Below are 20,582 nucleotides of genomic sequence, written 5' to 3'. Positions count from 1 at the left end.
TCTTGGCGCGCAACAATAGCACGACAGCAAGCGCTGAACTGGTACTAACTATGCCCTTACGTATCCAAAGTCAAGGGATGGGGCAGAAAGTTTTTGATAACCTGTCAAGCTGTTTTTTTATAAATGTAAGCGGTTTCTGGCTTTTATAAATAGGTATCTGGCAGAAGATTATAATGCCAATGCATTATAATGTACAGGCAGGTGTTACACCCGTGGCGGAACAGAGTCCGGCTGGTTTTTCGGGCACAAGGATGTGTCGCGGATAAGATCAGCCAGAGAGAACTGGTTCAGCTTTTGATACATGGCCTTGGATGCTTCTTCCCACATGGTGCGGGTAAGGCATACATGTACTCTAGGGCAGCAGGAGTGATTTTCATCACAGCCGTAGCATGGTTCTGTTTTTTCCAAGGCCTGAACAAGTTCGCCGAGGCGTATTCTGGAAGGATTACGTGCTAAATGATACCCGCCCTTTGCACCCAGAGTGCTGGTGAGGTAGCCCTCTTTTTTGAGGTCACGCATCAGTTTTTCAAGGTATTTAATGGAGATTTCCTGCCGCATGGCCACGTCCTTAATGGATACGGGACCATCTTCCTCGTTCATGGCAATGTCGAGGAGCATACGGGTTGCGTAACGGCTTCGTGTGGTGAATTTCATAACCGGACCAGACGTTAAAGCTATTCGCCGAGAGTCTGTCGAATGATGTTGAGCATTCGATCGGGGTCAAAAGGCTTATTTACGGTTGCCACTGCATTGGGAATGGCCTGATGGATTTCCTGTGGCCCGCCCACAAAAATAAACGGGGTTTCCTTGTTACAGTTGCCGGAACAAAGCTGCTTATAGACGACTGCACCGGAATCGTGCCGCATTTCCATATTCAGTGTGATTAAATCAAACGGAGTTCCTGAAGCAAGATCAAGGGCAGTATTCCCGTTTTGGGCACCCACTGCATCGTAATCACCAGACTGTAGAAAATTGATCATGTACTCGAGGACATTAGGATCATCCTCAATAACAAGGATACGCTTTCTCATACCGTACTCTTTGGATAGACGTTGCGGGCACCGGCAGGGCACCAAGATAAAAACCGGAGCGGATAGCGGTAGCTCTCCGCTCCGGTTGCATAACCAGCTAACTTGAAGACGACATAGACTGAAACCTCTTTATGCAAGAGGAGCAGGGATGGCCTTCAAGAAACATGGACTATTCTTCCGGAAGCTTAAGGTGATCCGGAACAATTGCCATTTTGATGAGTAACGGCTTGAGGAATGACCAGCGGATGCCGATTTCGTATTCCTCTTCGAGGTCACGGATTGCGTCCCAGCAGTTGTGACAAGGAGCAATAACGAGCTTACAGCCTGTAGCAAGAATCTGGTCGCGTTTGGTCTGGAGCGCTTTGTTACGCTCTTTACGGTATTTACCGATACCGTTAAAGCCGCCACCACCGCCACAGCAGTAGTTGTGCTCACGGTTAGGACCCATTTCACGGAAGTCTTCAGCAATGTAACTCATGATTTCACGGGTAGCTTTTGCTAAGCCGTGGTTACGCACGTAGTTACAGGAGTCCTGAAGAGTAACAGGTTCTTTAATCTTTTTCTCAGGGTCGATTTTAATCTTGCCTGTGCGCAGTGCTTCAGCAACCCATTCAACGTAGTGAATGTACGGTGCTGGCGGAAGACCGTCTTCACGACCGGCCCAGTAAGGACCTTCGATTACGGTTGCGCGGTGTGCGTGGCCGCACTCGGTACCGATAACACGCTTTGGACGAAGTTTTTCGATAGCGTTGTATACGGATTCAACCTGCATCTTACATGCTGCCCAGTCACCGGCAAACATGGAAAGGGAGGTCTGCTCCCAACCTGTGCTCGGCACAGTCCAGTTTTCTCCGGCGAGGTGGAACAGGATAGCAGCTTCAGCAAGGTCTTCCGGGTAGTGCTTAGGCTCGCGAGCGTTCAGAGTGTACATGATGTCCGCGTCTTCCTTATCAATAGGAATCTCAAGACCCGGCCACTCTTCTTCGTACTCTTCAGCCATCCACTCACAGGTATCAATCCAGTCCTCGGTGGTAACGTCCATCTGGGCGTTGTACACACGGTGCATACCGGAGCCGATTTTCATTTCCCAAGGCACAAAACCCTGAGAGTTGAGAATACCGCGCAGGTAGCTGAACATGACACCCATGTCGATGCCGTGCGGGCAGTACATGCCGCAGCGGTTACAACAGGTACACTGTGACCATGCAACGTCTACGCAGTGGCGCATAAACTCGTTGGTCACTTTACCTTTTTTCTTAACCAGTTCACCAAGGGTAGACTGGATTTTGTATGCAGGAACCTGTTTAGGATCGCGATCGTTTACGCGGTACAGGAAGCAGGAATCTGCACACATGCCACAGTGGGCACATATTTCAAGCCACGTACGGATACGGGACTGACATGTTTTTTCAAGTAAAGCAGCAATGGCGTCGGAATCAACGTCAAGCTCTTTCATTTCTTCGTAGTACTGAGCGCCACCTTTGTCACCGAGCAGAGCTTTGAGCTCATCTTCGGTACCAATAGGTGTGGTGTTACAAAAAGTACCTTGAGGCATTGGTTTCTCCTAGCGACTTGCTGTTACCACGGGAATGCGGTTTCGCGTTTAGCGCCACCGCGCTTGATGTTGTAATCCATGCCGAGCTGACCACGGGACATGAAGAACAGAACGATGTGGGACAGCTTGGTGAATGGTGCCAGAATCAATACAGCTTCACCGGTAAGGATGTGGCATGTGAGCCAGAAATCGTAGTTGCCGAGGTGCAGACGGGCAATGAAGCCGGTCACAAACGGAGCTACGGAAATGGCAAGAATAAACCAGTCGTAAGTAGTTGTGAGAATACGTACTTCAGGAAGCGCAATGCGACGGATGGCAAGCATAAGGCCACCGATGATTGCGAGTACTGTAAGTGTATCTGCAACGCTGGAAGGTAATGTCGGCAAGCTGAAGCCGAATGCCATCTGAAGAAGTTCCTGATGGCCGATCAGGAACAGCGGAAGCAGGATTGCGCCGATATGGAACAGGAAGAAGCCTGCTGCCATGAACGGCTGCTGACGCCATCCGTATGTGCCGCCCGGAATGAGCCACATGCGGATGGAGTGAACTGCACCGCGAAGGCCACGAGCCATATGCGGCTTATATGCAACACGGTCGAGCTGCCAGCTGAGACCGCGTACGTACATTACGGCACGAACTGTAAGACCGCCAAAGAATACCAGCAGTGATACCCACAGCATCGGTCCGGTAAGAAATGCTATCATTGTTATCTCCTTGTCTAGAGGGAGGTTGCCCTCCCTTCCTGACTAGTACTTTCTCATTTTTTCTTCTCTGCCGGTCAGGAACTTCCAGTAACCGACAAAGCTGACCAGTGCCACACCCATCAAAACGTATGTGATGGTTTTTGTGTGGAGCATGAAGTCGTGGAGAGTATAGATAAGGTTTTCCATAGTAATATCCTCCGGACTAATGAGCGTCTTTGTACTCCGGATGCTCGAACAATACAGGCATACGGGTAGTGATGAAGCGGTAAGTTGTAATAATAAGAGTTACAACAAAGATAGAAATGCCGACTTCCATGAGGCTCGGGAAGTAGCGCTCAGCAGCAGGAAGCTGCCAGTTGAACGCAACCATGCTTACGTTGAAGCGGTTTACTACAATGCCGAGTACGCCTAGCACGGATGCGATACGTACAATCTTGAGGTTCTTTTCACGTACGCCGATTGCGTAGAGGAAAGAAGGCAGCAGTACAAAACCGAACATTTCAACGAGGAAGATAGCACCGTAACCGGTAGCAAGGTATTTCCAGTCGTCATCCATAGTGATGTCGAACACTTTGATGAAGAAGTAACCGGCAAGAATGAAGGAGGCGGCTTTAGCAAAGCCGAACGCAACGCCGTTTGCTTCTTTCAGGTGTGTTTCGTCCATCATACGGTGCAGACCTTTATGCGCTAACGTGCCCTCAAAAATTACCATGGATGTTCCAGCTACCATGGAAGAGATGAAGAAGAACACCGGCATAAAGCTGGAGTACCAAAGTGGGTGGAGCTTGCCAGGAGCGATGAGGAACAGCGCGCCAAGGGAGCTCTGGTGCATGGTGGAAAGTACAACACCCATGATGGTGAGAGGCAGGGTAAGCTTAACCGCAATGTTGCGGAGCTTGCGCATGCCGAGCCATTCGAATGCTGCAGGAGACCACTCAATGAAAAGAACGGATACGTACAGGGATACACACAGACCAACTTCGAAAAGAAGGGAAGTGGTGCCCTGAGAGTATACCAGCGGGTACGGGAGTCTCCATGGGTGACCCAGATCGTACAGAAGAGCTACAACTACGAAGAAGTAGCCAAGAAATGCTGTGGTGATAGCAGGACGCACTGCAGAGTGGTAGTGCTTCATGCCGAAGAGGTAGCAGGAAGCGGAGGTTACATAACCACCAGCAGCCAGTGCTACGCCACACATAAGGTCGAAGCCGATCCAGAGACCCCAAGGGTTGTTATCATCAAGGTTGGATACAGCGCCGATGCCTTTATAAAAACGCAGGAAGGTAAGAACCAGACCGCCGGCAAGAATGATAGCGGTAAGGATGTTTCCTGCATGCCAGAATTTTTTCTGATCGTGACTCATTATGCATCTCCCTCAGGCTTGGAGCTTTCTTCTACTTCTTCGCTCTCAGGGTTCTGGAGTGCAGCAAGCTTTGCTTCAAACTCTTTCTCAGCGTTAGCGACAGCTTTCTTAGTTTCACGCTCAATGGAAGCTTCTTTATCTTTAGCAGCTTTTTCCATTGCAGCTTTGAGCTTGTCGTCAGCAGCGGACTGAGTTTCGTTGATAGCCTGTGCTACAGCGGCTTTCTGGTCTTCAGCAGCGATTTTTTCTTTACGCTTGCTGATTGCATATGCACCGGTGAGGAGTACAGGCCAGATGCCTACTACCATAGGAACAGCACCAAGAGCACCAGCGGTAAGCTCTGGAGCGGACTTTTTACCAACTACAGGCTGACCGAGTTCGGTGTGTTTAACCGGAGCAAGGTAGAGCCAGTTGGTTCCGCCAGCTTCTGTTTCGCCGTAAATTTTATTTACGTAGCGTTCAGGGTACTTGCGGATACGTTCGCGTGCGATTTCAATAAGGTCAGAACGCTTACCGAAGGTAAGAGCTTCCTTAGGACATGACTGAACACAGCCCGGGAGTTTGCCTTCTTTGATGAGCGGGTGACACATAGTACATTTTTGAATGAGTGGATCTAATGGATCATCGTATTCAAAAGTAGGAACAGAGTACGGACATGCGATCATGCAGTAGCGACAACCAACACAAACGTCGCCGTTGTAAGTAACGGAGCCGTCAGAGTTTTTGGTGAACGCTTTAACAAAACATGCAGACGCACATGCAGGTTCCATACAGTGGTTACACTGCTGTTTACGGAAGATAGGGTGATCCAGACCGGCAACATTGTACTTGTTCACTACAGTGTGCACGGTGGCGGAGGTTCTGCGTTTTGTGTCTAAAACAGAGAGGTCGTCAAAGCTTTTCTCTGGTTTAGGCAGATGGTTTACAGTGTTACAGCCTTCTTCACATTTACGACAACCGATACAACGGCTGCTGTCATGAAGTACGCCCATTGCGTCGGGATATCCGTCAAATGAAGCGTTGCTGGCAGCCTTCGCCTTAGTAGTTCCCAAGGTGGAAGCAATACCGGCGCCGCCAAGCAGGCTTAGGAATTTTCTGCGATGCATAATTGCTCCTTGATTCCTAGTTAGCGCGTGCGGCGTGGCAGCCTGCGCACTCAGTGTTCTTTGGCTTCTGAATATTCATTTCGGTGTGACAGGTCATGCACTGCTGATGGAAAGCAGCTTTAAGACCCGGACGGTCACCGGTAGTGAATGCTTTGTTATGACAGCTCTGACATTTCGGAGGCTTGATGCTCGCAGGGCTCTGGTGGTGACAAGCCTGACAAACTTTGCCTTTTTCAGCGTGGAAGCTGCCAGCAAGTTTGCTGTTCACAGTACCCTTAAGCATAGACTCTACGATCTTGCGGTGCGGCATGTTGGATGCTTCGTATTTGTCAGCAATAGCGTCAATTTTCACGAATTCAGGAATTTCATCAGCGGTGTAGGTCACTGTGCCTGCTTCACGGGCAGCGATAACAGCATTCGCAACAGCGGTGCGTTCTTCTTTGCTCATGTTTGCAGCCTGTTCTGCAGTAACGCCGTTAGCGTTGTGACAGGTAGCACAAGACTGTTCGTTGAAGTTCTGAACTGGAATCATGGTGTGACAGCCTGCACAGGATGCGTCTTTGGTAATACGCTTAGCGTGACAACCAACACAGCTTGCTGTGGACTTTGCATCGTGCATGTCGCTGTAAAGCGGCTTGAAGCCGTCTTTTTTATTACCGATACCGTTGATGTGACAAGTGCTGCACTCTTCTACGTTTGCTTCGTGAAGTTTGTGGTCAAATGCCACAGGTGCAATGTCACTCTTAGCGGAAGTGGCAGGTACGATGAGTGTTGTGTCCGGCTGTCCGCGGAAGAGACGCTCAGGAGCAACAGCATTCATTTCTTTTTCAGTTTTTACACTGTGACAGCCACCACAGGTAACAGGACCTGTGAATGCGGAATCTTTTTTCGCTTCTGTCATGTGACAGCTAATACAGCTGGAGTGGGCAGCAGCACGTGGGTTCTTGTACTCAAGAGGTCCTTTGCCGTAGCCGTTGTCAGCGTCTTCTGTGTCAGGCACGTAAGTCGCAGTACCTTTAGCTGCATCAACCTGCATATGACAGGCGCCACAGTTTTTGTCCTGCTGAGGGACAATAATTTTTTTAGAAGAAATATGTTTGTAGTGCAGGGATTTATCCATGTTGACAGGAAGCGCAGAAGCTTTCACGTCAGGGTTTGGATTGTGACATGTACGACATTCGCTTTCCAGCGGGCCAGTGTCCTGACCGGCTTTAGCCATGTCGGCATGACAACCTACACAGTTTTGGTGATACAGATTCTGCAATTCTTTTGCAGACATCTCACCGGTTCGCTTAAACATAAGATCCATGTTGCCGTCTTTGTTTTCGTGACAGCTAGCACAGTCTTTATTCATTTCTCTCAGCGCGTCCGTATGCAGATCGTGACGATACGTAACGGCTGGCAATTCCATATCACCCAACTTGCCGATAACATCAATTGTAATGACATCAGCATGTTGCTTAGCAGGTGCAGCTGTAACATTTGAGCTGTGTGCTTTGATACCGACAATCGATACAAGCGCTACAACCATCAGCATGCCCGCCCCGCGAAGCAGTGATCTTCCCTTCATCATAGTGGCAGTCCTTTCGATGAAATATTAACTCGTCCTCAGACACCCCTTAGCCATCAGCCTCTTGAAAGTTCCCCAACCTCAAGAGAAAAAGCAGAACCGCGCAGAACTAGCCATGCGGCCCAAGGGCACTGTGGCAGTCTGGATATGTATGCGGTTGCACGAGCGCCGCAAAAAAGTCTGCATTGCTCCGTAACTCATCGTTTATTCGGCGATTTTAAAACCTACCGATTCGGTATGAGTTATTATCATACCGACGGGGTAGGGTATTTGTCAGGTTTCGTCAAGAGAGGGAGAAGAGTGAAGGTGGAATGTTTTTGTATTTATCTGTTTGAAAAATAAGGATAAAAACTTTTGTTCAAAAATATACAAAAAAAGTAGGATTTATTTTCTCACTCTTGAGTAGACAATCAAAATGGCAGGTGCGGAACGTAGTGTCCTGCGCTGAAAACGTGTATCATGCATACAACCAAATAGGCTGCTCTGAGAGGAACAGCCTAATCAACACGCATTATCAAGAAGCCGATATGGAAGGATTGAACGTATGAGCCTGTATGTTAATTTACCGTTGAGCTTTGCCGCCAAGGAACCACGGTATATCGAGATGTTGATAGAGCAGGGTGTGTCGCCTGAATTAGGGATGGATACATACGCAATTCAGGAGCTGCCTATGGAGTGGCATAAGGAAACCGCTGCGCGGTTCAAAGATGCAGGACTTTCCTGTGGTATTCATCTGCCTTTTTTTGATCTGGCAGCGGGTAGCCTGAACAACCGTATTCTCACAGCAACACGCGAAAGCCTTTTGCAAGCGCTCGAACTTTCACAAGCGTATGAACCTGACCATTTTGTCGGACATCCTCATTATGATGCCGGTCAGCATGAACCATATTACGAAGAATGGCTTTCACGCTCCGAAGTGACATGGTCACTACTTATTAAAGAGTATGGCGGAACTGCTCCGTTCTTTCTGGAAAATACGTTTGAACTTTCTCCAAAACCAATTGTAGATCTTGTTCAGATGCTCCCTGTGGAAAAAGTGGGGCTCTGTTTTGATGTGGGGCACTGGTATTCTTTTGCCAAAGGTTCACAAAAGAACAATCTTACTGAGTGGCTGGAAGCTTTTGCACCGCGTCTGGGACATCTGCATCTGCATGATAATGACGGAACAGCAGACCAGCATCTGGCTCTCGGCGCAGGAACCATCCCTCTCTACGACCTGTTTGACTATATTCAGACACAAGACCTTACCCCGTCAGCAACACTGGAACCGCATACCGAAGATGCCTTCCCCGCATCTATTGAATTTTTAGAAGCGCACAGTACCTCTGTCTGCTTTCTTGTGAGTGAGTAGCAAGGGGGATGCGGTTGTCTTTGACTGGTCTGCGACGCTTTTTTTAGATGTCTCCGACGGCTGGGGGAAACCCTTTTTGCAAAAAGGGCTTTCCCCCAGACCCCCTTCCTAAAAACTTTATTAGAGTAATGTCATTTCTGTATAATGCGACGTTATTATGAAAGAGGTCAGAAGTGACACATATGTTGTCTACGTGTCACCTCAAATCTCTTTTATCTTCTTAGTACGCTAGAGACTTGCCTGATTTGATCGCTAGGTGCTGGTGTAATAAAATGTCGTGGTATTTATGATGAATGATGGAATACCCATATCTTTTACACAAAAAACGGCTTGTCCTTGTACTTAGGACAAGCCGTTTTTGTTATTTTGCAAGGTAGTGTGTTCGCGGCTTCCAGCGCTGTAATAAACGTGCTGGGGACGCGTATACTTGGGGTCAAGGGGACGGTGTCCAGGGGGCAAAGCCCGCCTGCATTTCTTCCATAACTAAAATTACCTAATCAACTTAACCCTACACTGGATGTTCTTCCATTCCTTCTGGTTGTTTCTTTTTGGACGAAATAAGCTGCCCTGCGTCGTCAAAGACAAGGTAGAAGCATGGCACCAGCACTAGCGTAATGATTGTTGCGAACAGGATACCGAATCCGAGTGAGATTGCCATCGGGATAAGGAAACGGGCTTGTCGCGATGTTTCCAGAATCATCGGAGCCAGTCCACCGCATGTGGTGATGGTGGTCAGCAGGATTGGTCTGAAGCGCTTGATTGCACCGGCGACAACTGCTTCTTCCGGTGAATAGCCTTCGCGGCGTAGCCTGTTGGTAAAGTCAACAAGCACGAGGGAATCGTTCACAACAACCCCTGCCAGTGCAACCAGACCGAACATACTCATGAGGCTGAGCGAGTAGCCCATAAGTAAGTGTCCGATAACGGCACCGACCATGCCGAACGGGATAGCCAACAGAACAATGAGCGGCTGGGTATAGCTTTTAAACGGAATAGCCAGCAGGGCATAGATAGCCAGCAGCGTAAGCAGCAAGCCTGATATCAGGCTGTTTGTGCTGTCGCGCATATCGGCTTGCTTTCCTTTTAAGGAGTAGCTGAGGCCGGGGTACTTGTTCATGAGCTCCGGTAGAATATCAGCTGTAACAGTGTTGACTACCTGCTCGGAGAGCTTACGCGGTGTTACGTTGCCTGTGACGCTTCGTACGCGTCTGCCGTCTTCACGTTTAATAGAGGTATCTGCATAGCCTCGGGAAATGCGGGCAGCATCGCGCAGCAGCATCTCACCACCGGATGGTAATTTGAGGATGAGATCATCAAAGGCTGCCACGGAGGCTCGTTCTGCTTCTGGCAGACGCACGCGCACGGTAACTTCGTCCTGTCCAACCTGCTGCTTGACTGCTTCTGCACCGTAGAAGGCGTTACGCAGCTGGTTTGCGATTTCGCGGGAGGTTAAGCCTGCTGCTTCGCCTGCTGGCAGGAGGGTGATGTCAAACTGACGTTTGCCGCGTGCGGTTCCGTCGTCAACATCGCTGACGCCTTTGAGTAGTGACAGGGCGTAGGCCAGATCTTCTGCTGCTTTTTCCAGAACTTTGTTGTCACGGTGCGCAAGCTGAATAGTAACCCCTTTACCGGAGCCAGGGCCGCCTTTGTCTGCAAGAAAATCAACTGTCTCCGCTCCTGCAACAGTGCCTACTGCGTCACGCCATTCGGCTGTGACTGTAGAGGTTGATGCAGGGCGTACATCCGGTGGTGTAAGGTAAATGCGTGCAGAAAGCTCATTGTTTGAGATGCTTGTGAACACACCGGTACTGAGCTTGTCGCCGCCGTGCTTTTCAATAACTTTGTATGCTGCGTCGAAAAGCTGGTCTTCTACTTCTTTGATGCGGTGTACCGGTGTGCCGTACGGCATTGTTACAGAGCCGTAGGCGTAGTCGGATTCAACGGTCGGGAAAAGAACCATGCCGAGTCGACCTGACATTGCAAAACCCACTGTCAGGAGAAGGATAGCAATGGCAGTGCCGAGAACCGCATATCGGTAGCCGATAAGTTTTTGAATAAAGTTACCGTAGCGATGGGCAATAAACGCTTCGAACCGGTGACTGAATCGCTGCTGGAATGCCACAAGCCAGTTGAGTCCCGGCAGATTGGTTCGGTTGCTCCCGTGCGCAAGGTGTGCCGGAAGAATGAAGACACTTTCAATAAGGGAAATGGCAAATACAATGCCGACAACTACCGGAATGTATTTGAAAATTTTTCCCATGGTTCCCGGAACAAAATAGAGCGGAAGGAAGGTGATGATGTTGGTAATAACACTGAATGTTACCGGCACCATAACTTCCTTTGCACCGTCAATAGCTGCTTGCAGCCTGCTTTTACCAAGATTGCGGTGGTAGTAGATGTTTTCGCCCACAACAATGGCATCGTCCACAACAATACCCAGCGTAATGATAAACGCAAACATGGTAATCATGTTGATGCTGAAGTCAGTGAACGGCAAAAACACAAAGGCACCAAGGAACGATATCGGGATACCGAGACTTACCCAGAAGGCAAGACGGATTTCCAAAAACAGAGCAAGGAAGATAAATACAAGCGCAAGACCTAGATAGGCGTTGTTGAGAAGCAGCTCAGTACGGTCTTTGAACATGATGTAGCGGTTATGGTGCGAACCGATTTTGATCCCCGGAGGAAGATCCTGTTTAAACTCTTCCACTACTTCGAGGGCAGCGGTTGCAATACTCATAGGAGTCTGGGAACCGACACGGTACACGTTTACTGAAGCTGCTCTGTTACTGTCAAAACTGCCCCAAGTGTCTGTGTCCTCAAACCCGTCCCAGATAGTTGCAATCTCGCCAAGGTAAATGGAACCGCCGTCCTTGTCGGTAAGGACAGGAATCCGTTCAAAATCTTTGGCAACAAGCTTACGGTCTGCTACCCGCACAAGGATTTCTCCTTGAGTCGTTTTCAGGCTACCGCCGCCAAGCTCTACAGAGGCTTTTCGTATCTTTCCAGCCACGTCAGTGAGGGTGAGATTGTATTTACGTAACGTGTTACGGGATATTTCAATATGGGTTTCCAGATCCCTGACACCTGCAACTTCAGCCTGTGTAATTCCCGGGCTTCTCAGCAGGGCGTCCTCAAGCTGGTTCGCATAGTCGCGTAGCGCTAGTTCAGATACATTTCCGCTGATCACCAGCGTCAGTACACTTCGCTTTTTGGAATCAATGGTTATGCGCGGGTCTTCCGCTTCGTCAGGGAATGTGGAAATTCTGTCGACTTCTGTCTGTATATCCTGCCACACGCGATCAACATCTGCCCCGTCCAGCAGCTCTGCTCTGACGGTTGCCAGATTTTCATTGGCGGTGGAGGTGATGTCCTTGATGCCTTCGATGCCCTGAATAGATTCCTCAACGGCCTGAACAATAGAACGTTCAATTTCCTCGGGGCTTGCACCGGGGTAGGAAACAGAAATAGTAACAGAATCGAGTGTGATTTCGGGAAAAACTTCTTGAGTAACTTGAGAGCTTAGAACTAAGCCGCCTATGAGAAAGATAAACATGAGCAAGTTGGCTGCAACTGAGTTGCCGGCCATCCATGCAACAGCTCCGCGTGGTTTTTCTGGTTCAGGAGTACGTGGTTTTTTGTGTTTTGATGCAAGCGGTGATGTTCCCATGTATTACTCCGCGCTTGCCACATTGCTTTTTGCAGCGTTCTTGCCAGATTTATTATTTTGACCGGACGAGTTGTTTTTGACCGGTTCACCAGCAACGTTCGGAGTGGTGTCACCTTCGAGTGCCAGTGACATACCTGAGTAAGCGTTGCTGAGGTAGGAGCGGATTACTGCATCAGACTCAGAGACACCGTTTGAAGCATAGACTGCGTCATTAGATTTCCACACAATATTGAGCCTGTTCACTTTCAGTGCGCCATTCTTGTAGACCCATACTTCATCGTCATTACGCACGAGATCGCGCGGGATTCTGTATACAGATTCAAGAGTCTTACCCTGAATGGTTACATCCACATAGTCTCCAAGCATGAGCGGCATGGAAAAGTCACTGGATTCAAGACCGCGCGGGTCTTTGATGGCGACAACAACACGAGCAAGACGGGTGGATTCAGTGAGTGTTCCTGTAAGTCTGAGAACTTCGCCTTTCCATTTGGATGTGCCGCCTTGGCGCACGATTGTTGCTTTAACGCCAGTGCGTGAGAGACCGAGATATTCAAGGCGGTCAACAGGCAGGGCGGTTTCAACCCAGTATTCTTCGATACCGACAAGGGTTGCCAGAGTGGTGGAAGCGGTAACGCGTGATCCCAGATTGACGCCGGTAGTCTGTACCATGATGTCAAACGGGGCACGCAGCGTACACCGTGAAAGATTCAATTCAGCCTGTTCAACATCCGCCTTGGCCTTGTCCAGCGCTGCCTGTGCTTTCATAAGCTGTGGCTTACGCAGTGCCAGCTCGGTACTGTATTTCCCTGAACTTTTATTGGCATCCAGAAGACGCACGCTTTCCTTGGCAACTCGCTGCTGCCCTTCTTCAAGCATGAGTTCTGCCTGTGCGCTGTCGAGTGCGCTGACGCTCTTACGTAGAGCAATTTCATAATCGCTTGTGTCGATGCGTAGAATGACATCACCTTGTTTGATGATGCCACCTGCAGCAAACTGCGGTGAAATCCAGGCAACGGTACCTGATACATCAGGCTTGAGCTCTACTTTTTGGGCAGCAATGACCGTACCTGTTCCTTGGATTTCAACAGGTACGTTTTCTTTTGATATGTGTGTAACAGCAACGGTAGTGACTTTTTGAACAGGTGCTTTCTTGGTTACTTTCGGCTTTGAGGTCATGAAGTATTTGTAGCCGCCAACACCAATGAGAAGCGTGAGGATGAATATGCCACCGTTGATGAATATTTTTTTGCGGGATGAAGAATGGGTCTGCATGCTGTTTAAATCCCTTTATTGTTAGCATCGGTTGAAGCTGTACTCCGGACATCTGCAAGGTCGTAGGTCCAACTGCCTCCCAGTGCGCGGTACAACGAAATTCTGAATTTAATGAGTTCAGCCTGCTGCTGGATCATTTTCCGTTCCAGACTTTGTACATTCAAAACTTCCTGTAATAACGGAAGATAGCCGCTTTGTCCTTGGAGATAGCGCAATTGCGCATCTTCAAGAGTTTTAGCTGTAGCGTCGCGTTGTGCAGAAAGCAGTGTGATGTACTTTTGTTGCTGCTCTTCATTGATAAGAGCATCTTCAACTTCTTGAATGGCTTTTGCCACGGTGTCGCTGTAAAGGGCTGAGCGCTCTTCAACAACGGCACGGGTTCGTTCCACTTCTGCGGCACGCAGGCCGCCGTCCAGAACAGGCTGCATAATTTTGCCAGCCAGCGTTGCTGCCCAGTTATTGAAGAGTACGGCCGCGACACTGCTGGTCAGGGCAGCATCAGCGTTTATGGAAAACTGGGGCAGTCTGTTCGCTCTGGCTTCGGCTACGCTCCACTTGGCTGAGAACAGCTGGAAGCCTGAGGCGCGGACATCTGGCCTGTTTACAAGCAGGTCTGTAGGAAGCCCTGTAGGTGGAAGATTGATGAGTACAGGCAGTGTCTGTTCCTGAACTTCAGGCGTATCAAGCGGAGTGCGCCCGATCAGAACTGCCAGTGCGTTTAACAGCACCTGCTCCCGTGCAACCAGTAACGGAAGTTCCGATTGGCTGGATGCGAGAATCTGACGTTGTTGAAGTACGTCGACAGATTGAGCAAGACCGTTGGCAAACCGCAGCTCCTGAAAACCGAGCTGTTTTTTGTTTGTTTCAATCTGGGACGTTAAGATGCTTATCTCTTGCCGAACGCGCAGCAGATCCACCCATGTGCTTGCAACAGAGGCCGCTACGGTAACTGCTGCAGCATCAAGGTCTGCCTGTGTGGCATAAAACTGCTGTTCACTGGCACTTCGTTGAGCTTCGATGCGTCCCCATAAATCGACTTCATACGCAGCGGCGGCAGCCAGACTGTAGCGCTGGGTATCATCGTATATGGAAGGGGAACCGGAATCTGCTTTTGAACCGGTTCTTCCGGCTTTGGCGTCACCGGTAAGATTCAGTGTCGGGTACTGCGCAGCTCCGGCGCGTTCTAAATTAGCGCTTGCCTGTTTTACACGGGCGTAAGCAGCATTAATGGTGAAGTTATCCGAAAGTGCTTCCGCAATGAGTGCATTCAGCTCATTACTTTGGAAGTTTTTCCACCAGAGTACGTTAGAGGGTTCGTCAATCACTTGAATTGAGTACGGCTTATCAAGTGGTACTTCAGGTTGCATTGTTTTTGTCGGTGCAAAAGGAGCGCATGCAGAGCACAGTACAATGCTCAATAATAGCGCAGGGAAATAAAATTTCGGCATACAGTCCTTCTAAAACTAGGTGTGATGACAGACGTTTTTTTATTTTAACGTGTTGATTTGAAAGTAATAAAACTGGATTTTTTGTTTTGTTGTCATGTCAATAGTTGTGTAGTCTGTTTGTTGTTGTCATGTCAATAATGCACGATTGAGTTTTACAAAACTTTATAGAGAAGCTGTCGTTTTTTAAAGCCGAAAACTGTATTGATTTTATACAATTTTTGTTGAGCAGGCATAACGAATGGCAGATTTTTGCAGTGTTTCGCTAACAAATCTTCTATAGTAGCGTTACTAAGTTGTAATATGGCGCGCGTTGACGAGTGTTGCATGGCGCATTATGCTCGTTGGTCGCACCAATACTATTGCAAGATTATTCGGAGTACCTGTGACTGACACCACGATTACCCTTGACCCTGCCAACGTAAAAAAAATTCTGGTCTGCCAGCTCAGGCAGATTGGGGACGTAATGCTTTCCACCCCTGTGGCGGAATTGCTTGCCAAAAAATTTCCTGATGCGCAGATTCATTACTTCACAGAAAAGAAGTGTGTAGCTGTGCTGGAGAACAATCCATATATTTCGAAGATATGGGCGTTGGACAAGAAAGAGTTGTCCAACCCGATTAAAGAATTTGCCTTCTACAGAAAGGTGGCACGGCAAGGATTTGATTTGATGGTGGGGTTACAGCACCTGCCAAGAATCCGGTGGATATCCTATCTTACGGATGCACCGGTTAAGCTGAGTTACCATTCCTCGTGGATTAACGATATAGGCTACACCCATTTAACGCCTGCTAAAGATGGATATGCATCTGAGTCCAAAGCGGCAATCCTTGCTCCGCTTGGTATTGAGTGGGACTGCACGACTCCAAAGCTGTTCCTGACAGATGCTGAACGCGATGCCATGTCAGCACGCATGCAGGAGTGGGGTGTAACAGATGAACATAAGCTTATTACCGTTGATGCCACCCATCATGATCTTGGACGTAAATACCCTGCAAAGAATTACGCCAAGGTCATCAGCATTCTGGCAAAAAAACATCCTGAATTGCGGTTTGTTTTACTGGCAGGGCCTGGTGAAGAAGGTATTTTTGCCGAAATTCTGGATGACTGCGACACGCCGGACGCAGTGATTGTTCCAACTCCGAGTTTACAGCTTCGTGAAGTTGCTGCCTGTCAGGAGCGGTGTGTTATGCATTTCGGCAACTGCTCTGCGCCGCGTCATATGGCCGTGGCTGTGGGTACGCCGACGTTTGTTACACTTGGTTCCAGCAGCGATGCGTGGCGGTTCCCGTCAGATGCTCACACTACAGTTAATTCAGATATTGACTGTCGCCCATGTAACAAAAGCACATGTCCTGTGGGCTACACATGTTTGACCGGCCTTGATCCGGAGTATGTGGCAGGTCAGCTTTTAAAACATCTGGATGTGGTGACTGATTAGTCTGATGAATATACTATGACAACATACCGCTATACTTACATACTAGTCTGAATCCCTCGTGCAGTGCTTTTGCTGCATGAACTTTTTAGAGTGAGAGGCGGATATGAACAGACTGGTAATGGTATGGGTAGCTTTGTTGACTGCGGTGCTATGCACTTCTGCTTTAGCTCATGACTACAAGTATCAGAAAAAATCTCCTGAAGAGCGTATGCAGCGTATGAATAAGTTGCTTGATCTGACTCCTGAGCAACAGACAAAGGTGAAAGATATAATAACCCGTAGGGACGCAGAAATGGAGCCGCTCTTTGTATCGTTAAGCAAAGCAACCGATAAAGAAGAGCAGCGGGAAATAAAAATGGAGATTCTGGAGCAGCATAAACGTTTCAGAGACGAATTGAATACTGTGCTGACAGAAGAGCAGCAAAAGAAATATCAGGAATTTATCCGCAGTAAAATGGAACAGCGGAAAATGCATAAAAAGAAGTGAAGCAAACAGGGGAAAGCAGGTCGCTCTCCCTTAGCATAGCGAGAATAAGCTCTCTCCGAAACATGAAGTGCGGGGGGAGCTTTTTTTATGTCCGTTCGAATCTGTTTCGTGGAACGGCAGGGTAGATTGCAAAACGCGACAGGTGCAGTACAGTGGAAATGTTCAATAGGAAAAAGCCGGATGCGCATAAGGTTTGTTATGCATGCATCCGGCTTTTTCAAATTGTGTGCACTGGACAGACTAAATGCCCATCTGCCAGTGGAGACCGCGCAGTGCGATCTCAAAAAGTGCGGCTTAGAAGCCTTTGATGGAATTAAGGCAGAAGGTAACCGCGGCGTCGGTAATTTCCTTGCTTTCAGGCCAGAAAATGCGACGTCGATTAAGACCGGCAATGAGCCATGTGATGATTTCTGCGGTATTATCTACCTCAACATCCTCGCGCACAGTACCGTCGGTGATGCCTCGCTCAAGACAGGCCACGATGGTTCCTTTCAGTGCGTCGGTCATATTTTCCATAGCGATTTTGGCGCTTGGAATAGTGGCGTGTGTCGTCAAGATTACTTTGTACCCTGTTTCATGGTCGTTTACGAAGACAACAACGTCCTGAATGAGGGTTTCCAACAGACAATAGCCGGACTTTTGGCGAGCTTTGATCTCATCAAGCATGCTTTTGTATTCTGTCAGAAGCTCTTCAATAATCTGATCGAAGATTTGCTGCTTGGACTTGTAGTGTCTGTAGATAGCAGCGTCTGTTACATGAGAAAGTTGAGCTATAAGCGCAACTGTAGTGCCCTTAAAACCTTTCTCTGCAAAGAGTTGGCGAGCGTTATTAAGGATTAGTTCTTTGGATGAACCCATATCTGCCCCACAATGTTAAATGATGGAAATTATCCTGCCAGATTGTGGAAAAAGGAAGGATAATCAATGCGTTGTGATGTTACAGCAAATCCTTTGGAGTTCCTGTGTAATCACGGGCACTTTCTTTGCCCCGAAGTACGCGTAAAACACCGCCTGCAAGCGCATGCATCTCTTCCACAGCAGGAAAGATAATTGCCGGAGCAAGCGGAGGTAAATTGTTAATGATAGTTTCAACAAGTTTCTTGCTGTTTGCCATGCCACCGGTAAGGACAATGCCGTCGATGACAACAGGAGCACATTCACCTTCTTCAAGGTGCATAAGTGCCGGAGTAAGACCTGAAAGCTCTTTCGCAATATTGTACGCAAGAGCATCGAATACGAGCTGTGCTTTTGCATCGCCTTCGGCCATACGTTTTTCAACAACTCGCAGGTCGTTAGTACCCAGGTGTGCCCAGATACCTCCGGTTTTGATGATGCGTGACCGCAGCTCTTCGTACGTAAAGGTACCGTCTTTGACCAGGTCGAGCACTCCCAGTGCAGTAAGGCGGCCGGTACGTTCCGGAGAAAATGGTCCGTCGCCTTCCAGCGCATTGACCACATCGCAGATTTTACCGTTACGGTGAGCTGCTACAGATACGCCGCCACCCATGTGGCATACGAGAAAACGGCATTCTGCATATTCTTTTCCAAGCTGTTCTGCCGCTTTTCGTGCAGCTGCTCGTTGAGACAGAGCATGAAATACGCTGCGGCGTGGAAGTTCCGGTAGTCCGGTGATTCTGGCACGACTGTCCATCTCGTCGGTAACGACAGGATCAACAATGTATGCCTGAACACCGTGCTCTTTCGCAAATTCAAGTGCTATCGGGGCACCAAGGTTGCAAGGGTGCTCTCCGTATCTGGCAGAATTCAGATCATCAAGCATGGCAGGGGTTACATTCCATGTACCGCCCTGCATTGGTGCAAGTAGACCGCCCCGGCCTGCGATGCCGTCAAATTTGATCGCATCCATACCGTGTTCTTTCAGCACTGCTTTAATGGTATTGTGGCGCATACCCATCTGTTCTGCGGCAGTGTTAAAAGCAAGGGTCTCTTGCTTGTCATGTTCAACGGTGTGGGAAAAGAGCTCTTTTTCCCCGTCGAATACAGCAACTTTGGTAGAGGTAGAACCTGGATTGATAACCAGAATATGCTCAGCCATTAAGGCTACTCCTTTTCTTCCATGGCCATAGCAATGGCCAGAGCAATCGAATAGAATTTAGTACGATCAGTGTCACCACGAGATGGAAGTACAATAGGTACTTCGCTGCCGGCTACCATACCGGCCATATCCAGATTCATAAGTGCGGTAAGGGATTTGTAAAGAATGTTACCGCTCTCAATGTCCGGCGCAACAAGGATATCGGCCTTGCCTGCAACCGGATTTTCAACACCTTTACATTCGACTGCACGTTTTGAAACTGCAAGGTCGAGTGCAAACGGGCCAGCGACTTTTGCATCGCCGAATTCACCCTGTTCTGCCATTTTAGCAACCATCTGAGCATCAAGGGTTGCCGGCATAGCAGGGTAAATAACTTTTTCTGTCGCAGCGAGCATTGCAACTTTAGGTTCTTCAATCTTGAGTACCTTTGCAACACGCAATGCGTTTTTTACAATGTCCACTTTGCGCTGCATGTTCGGCGCAATGTTGATACCTGCATCTGTAATAAGCATCAGACGCTCTTCATTAGGCGCATTAAACACACCGATATGAGAGAGAACGCCCTTTGGAGGCATGCCGGACTCTTTGTTAAGGACACCGCGCAGCAGTACGTCGGTGTTGACCTTACCTTTCATAATAGCACTGGCATGGCCTTCTTTAACTAAAGTGATACATTTTGCAACAGCTTCAGCAGGTTCGGGAACGTGATATTTCTCAAATGGGGAAAGATCAAGACCACGTTCAGCAGCAAGTTTTTCAGCAAGTTCAATGTCGCCGACCAGAATTGGCTCGGCAATACCTTTGGCGTGTGCTTCCACACATGCACGCAAAACAAAACCTTCCGCACAAGCCGCAACAGCGAGTTTGGTGTTTGCGTGGCCTTCTATAATGTACTCTGCAAGGGACTGAAGGGAATTAATAGGCATAGTGCGTACTCCGGCCTGTTATTCGTCACCACGTTTAAGGGCGACAACGCCGGTTCTGCATAAGCTGCGGATTCCATGCGGGCGGAGCATCTTAATGAGACCGTCAACTTTATCTTCATCACCTGTAATTTCTACAGTGATAGTCTCCTGCCCCATGCTGACAACGTCTGCACGGAATACTTCAAAAATTTGCATGACCTGAGTCATGGTGTCTTTTGTGAAACCTACTTTGATAAGCGCCATCTGACGATCAACAAAGTCGTTTCGCTCAAGTGTGTCGACTTCGGAAACCGCGGAAAGATTAGCGATCTCTTCGAGAAGAGATTTGATGATGGCAGATTCGCAATCGAGTGTGATTACAAGTCTGGACACTTCAAATTCTTCAGTCTCGGCACAGGAAATAGATTTAAAATTTATGTTGCGGTCACGGAAGACAGCGGTGACATCCGCAACAACACCCGGCTGGTTGTTAACCAACGCTGAGATTGTATAAATCATGTAACACTCCTTAACTACCTGTAGCGTATATATCTTGTACTTAATATGGGAATAAATGGAATATTGTGAATAAAAGTACCCGCGCAGGCCTCTTGTTCCTAATA

At 48.5% G+C, this 20,582-nt stretch carries 18 protein-coding genes; 3 read left to right on the top strand and 15 right to left on the bottom strand.

The features are described 5' to 3' along the window. Positions 1-204: 204 nt before the first annotated feature. The 8 genes from SP90_RS07380 to hmcA form a co-directional block, all read right to left on the bottom strand. Positions 205-654 (bottom strand): RrF2 family transcriptional regulator, encoded by a 450-nt coding sequence (locus tag SP90_RS07380; protein WP_066854139.1) that lies wholly within the window; start codon positions 652-654, stop codon positions 205-207. 20 nt (positions 655-674) lie between these two features. Beyond that, positions 675-1,031, bottom strand: a complete 357-nt coding sequence (locus tag SP90_RS07375) for a response regulator (RefSeq protein WP_066854137.1) — start codon at positions 1,029-1,031, stop codon at positions 675-677. A gap of 169 nt (positions 1,032-1,200) precedes the next feature. After that, positions 1,201-2,586 (bottom strand): sulfate respiration complex iron-sulfur protein HmcF, encoded by a 1,386-nt coding sequence (gene hmcF / locus SP90_RS07370; protein WP_066854135.1) that lies wholly within the window; start codon positions 2,584-2,586, stop codon positions 1,201-1,203. A gap of 23 nt (positions 2,587-2,609) precedes the next feature. Continuing rightward, positions 2,610-3,290 (bottom strand): sulfate respiration complex protein HmcE, encoded by a 681-nt coding sequence (hmcE, locus tag SP90_RS07365; RefSeq protein ID WP_066854133.1) that lies wholly within the window; start codon positions 3,288-3,290, stop codon positions 2,610-2,612. Between the two features lie 42 nt (positions 3,291-3,332). Next, on the bottom strand, positions 3,333-3,476 hold the full coding sequence (gene hmcD, locus SP90_RS16710) for a sulfate respiration complex protein HmcD (protein ID WP_197498777.1): 144 nt from the start codon (positions 3,474-3,476) through the stop codon (positions 3,333-3,335). Between the two features lie 16 nt (positions 3,477-3,492). Beyond that, entirely contained in the window at positions 3,493-4,653 is a 1,161-nt protein-coding gene (gene hmcC, locus SP90_RS07360; protein WP_066854131.1) for a sulfate respiration complex protein HmcC, read from the bottom strand. Then, positions 4,653-5,759 carry a sulfate respiration complex iron-sulfur protein HmcB gene (hmcB, locus tag SP90_RS07355; RefSeq protein WP_066854126.1) on the bottom strand — a complete coding sequence of 369 codons (1,107 nt, stop codon included), beginning with the start codon at positions 5,757-5,759 and terminating at the stop codon, positions 4,653-4,655. The genes hmcC and hmcB overlap by 1 nt, the downstream gene beginning before the upstream one ends. Before the next feature lie 16 nt (positions 5,760-5,775). Continuing rightward, on the bottom strand, positions 5,776-7,332 hold the full coding sequence (gene hmcA, locus SP90_RS07350; protein ID WP_066854124.1) for a sulfate respiration complex hexadecaheme cytochrome HmcA: 1,557 nt from the start codon (positions 7,330-7,332) through the stop codon (positions 5,776-5,778). Between the two features lie 541 nt (positions 7,333-7,873). Between hmcA and SP90_RS07345 the strand changes: the two genes are divergently transcribed. Beyond that, positions 7,874-8,680, top strand: a complete 807-nt coding sequence (locus tag SP90_RS07345; RefSeq protein ID WP_157471217.1) for a sugar phosphate isomerase/epimerase family protein — start codon at positions 7,874-7,876, stop codon at positions 8,678-8,680. 508 nt (positions 8,681-9,188) lie between these two features. Here the strand turns inward: SP90_RS07345 and SP90_RS07340 are convergent. Genes SP90_RS07340 through SP90_RS07330 form a run of 3 tightly spaced genes read right to left on the bottom strand, consistent with a single transcriptional unit; the run spans position 9,189 to position 15,073 of the window. After that, positions 9,189-12,353, bottom strand: a complete 3,165-nt coding sequence (locus SP90_RS07340; protein WP_066854122.1) for an efflux RND transporter permease subunit — start codon at positions 12,351-12,353, stop codon at positions 9,189-9,191. Between the two features lie 3 nt (positions 12,354-12,356). Continuing rightward, a complete protein-coding gene (locus tag SP90_RS07335; RefSeq protein WP_066854120.1) occupies positions 12,357-13,625 on the bottom strand; it encodes an efflux RND transporter periplasmic adaptor subunit in 1,269 nt (422 codons plus the stop codon). A 5-nt stretch (positions 13,626-13,630) separates the two neighbouring features. Then, a complete protein-coding gene (locus tag SP90_RS07330) occupies positions 13,631-15,073 on the bottom strand; it encodes an efflux transporter outer membrane subunit (protein WP_066854119.1) in 1,443 nt (480 codons plus the stop codon). 382 nt (positions 15,074-15,455) lie between these two features. Between SP90_RS07330 and SP90_RS07325 the strand changes: the two genes are divergently transcribed. Together SP90_RS07325 and SP90_RS07320 are read left to right on the top strand one after the other, a co-directional pair. Then, on the top strand, positions 15,456-16,511 hold the full coding sequence (locus SP90_RS07325) for a glycosyltransferase family 9 protein (RefSeq protein WP_082936343.1): 1,056 nt from the start codon (positions 15,456-15,458) through the stop codon (positions 16,509-16,511). A 103-nt stretch (positions 16,512-16,614) separates the two neighbouring features. After that, complete coding sequence (locus SP90_RS07320; RefSeq protein ID WP_066854118.1) at positions 16,615-16,998, top strand: Spy/CpxP family protein refolding chaperone; 384 nt, start codon at positions 16,615-16,617, stop codon at positions 16,996-16,998. Between the two features lie 294 nt (positions 16,999-17,292). Here the strand turns inward: SP90_RS07320 and SP90_RS07315 are convergent, their stop codons facing one another. The 4 genes from SP90_RS07315 to ilvN all read right to left on the bottom strand — a co-directional run bounded on the left by SP90_RS07315 (position 17,293) and on the right by ilvN (position 20,478). Further along, entirely contained in the window at positions 17,293-17,856 is a 564-nt protein-coding gene (locus SP90_RS07315; protein ID WP_066854116.1) for a TetR/AcrR family transcriptional regulator, read from the bottom strand. 79 nt (positions 17,857-17,935) lie between these two features. Beyond that, on the bottom strand, positions 17,936-19,054 hold the full coding sequence (gene buk / locus SP90_RS07310) for a butyrate kinase (protein ID WP_066854114.1): 1,119 nt from the start codon (positions 19,052-19,054) through the stop codon (positions 17,936-17,938). Between the two features lie 5 nt (positions 19,055-19,059). Beyond that, positions 19,060-19,980 carry a bifunctional enoyl-CoA hydratase/phosphate acetyltransferase gene (locus SP90_RS07305; protein ID WP_066854112.1) on the bottom strand — a complete coding sequence of 307 codons (921 nt, stop codon included), beginning with the start codon at positions 19,978-19,980 and terminating at the stop codon, positions 19,060-19,062. A gap of 18 nt (positions 19,981-19,998) precedes the next feature. Then, positions 19,999-20,478 (bottom strand): acetolactate synthase small subunit, encoded by a 480-nt coding sequence (gene ilvN / locus SP90_RS07300; RefSeq protein ID WP_066854110.1) that lies wholly within the window; start codon positions 20,476-20,478, stop codon positions 19,999-20,001. Positions 20,479-20,582: the final 104 nt, after the last annotated feature.

This window comes from Halodesulfovibrio spirochaetisodalis (assembly GCF_001672295.1).
Lineage (GTDB): Bacteria > Desulfobacterota > Desulfovibrionia > Desulfovibrionales > Desulfovibrionaceae > Halodesulfovibrio > Halodesulfovibrio spirochaetisodalis.
This window is presented reverse-complemented; position numbering and strand designations above follow the sequence as displayed.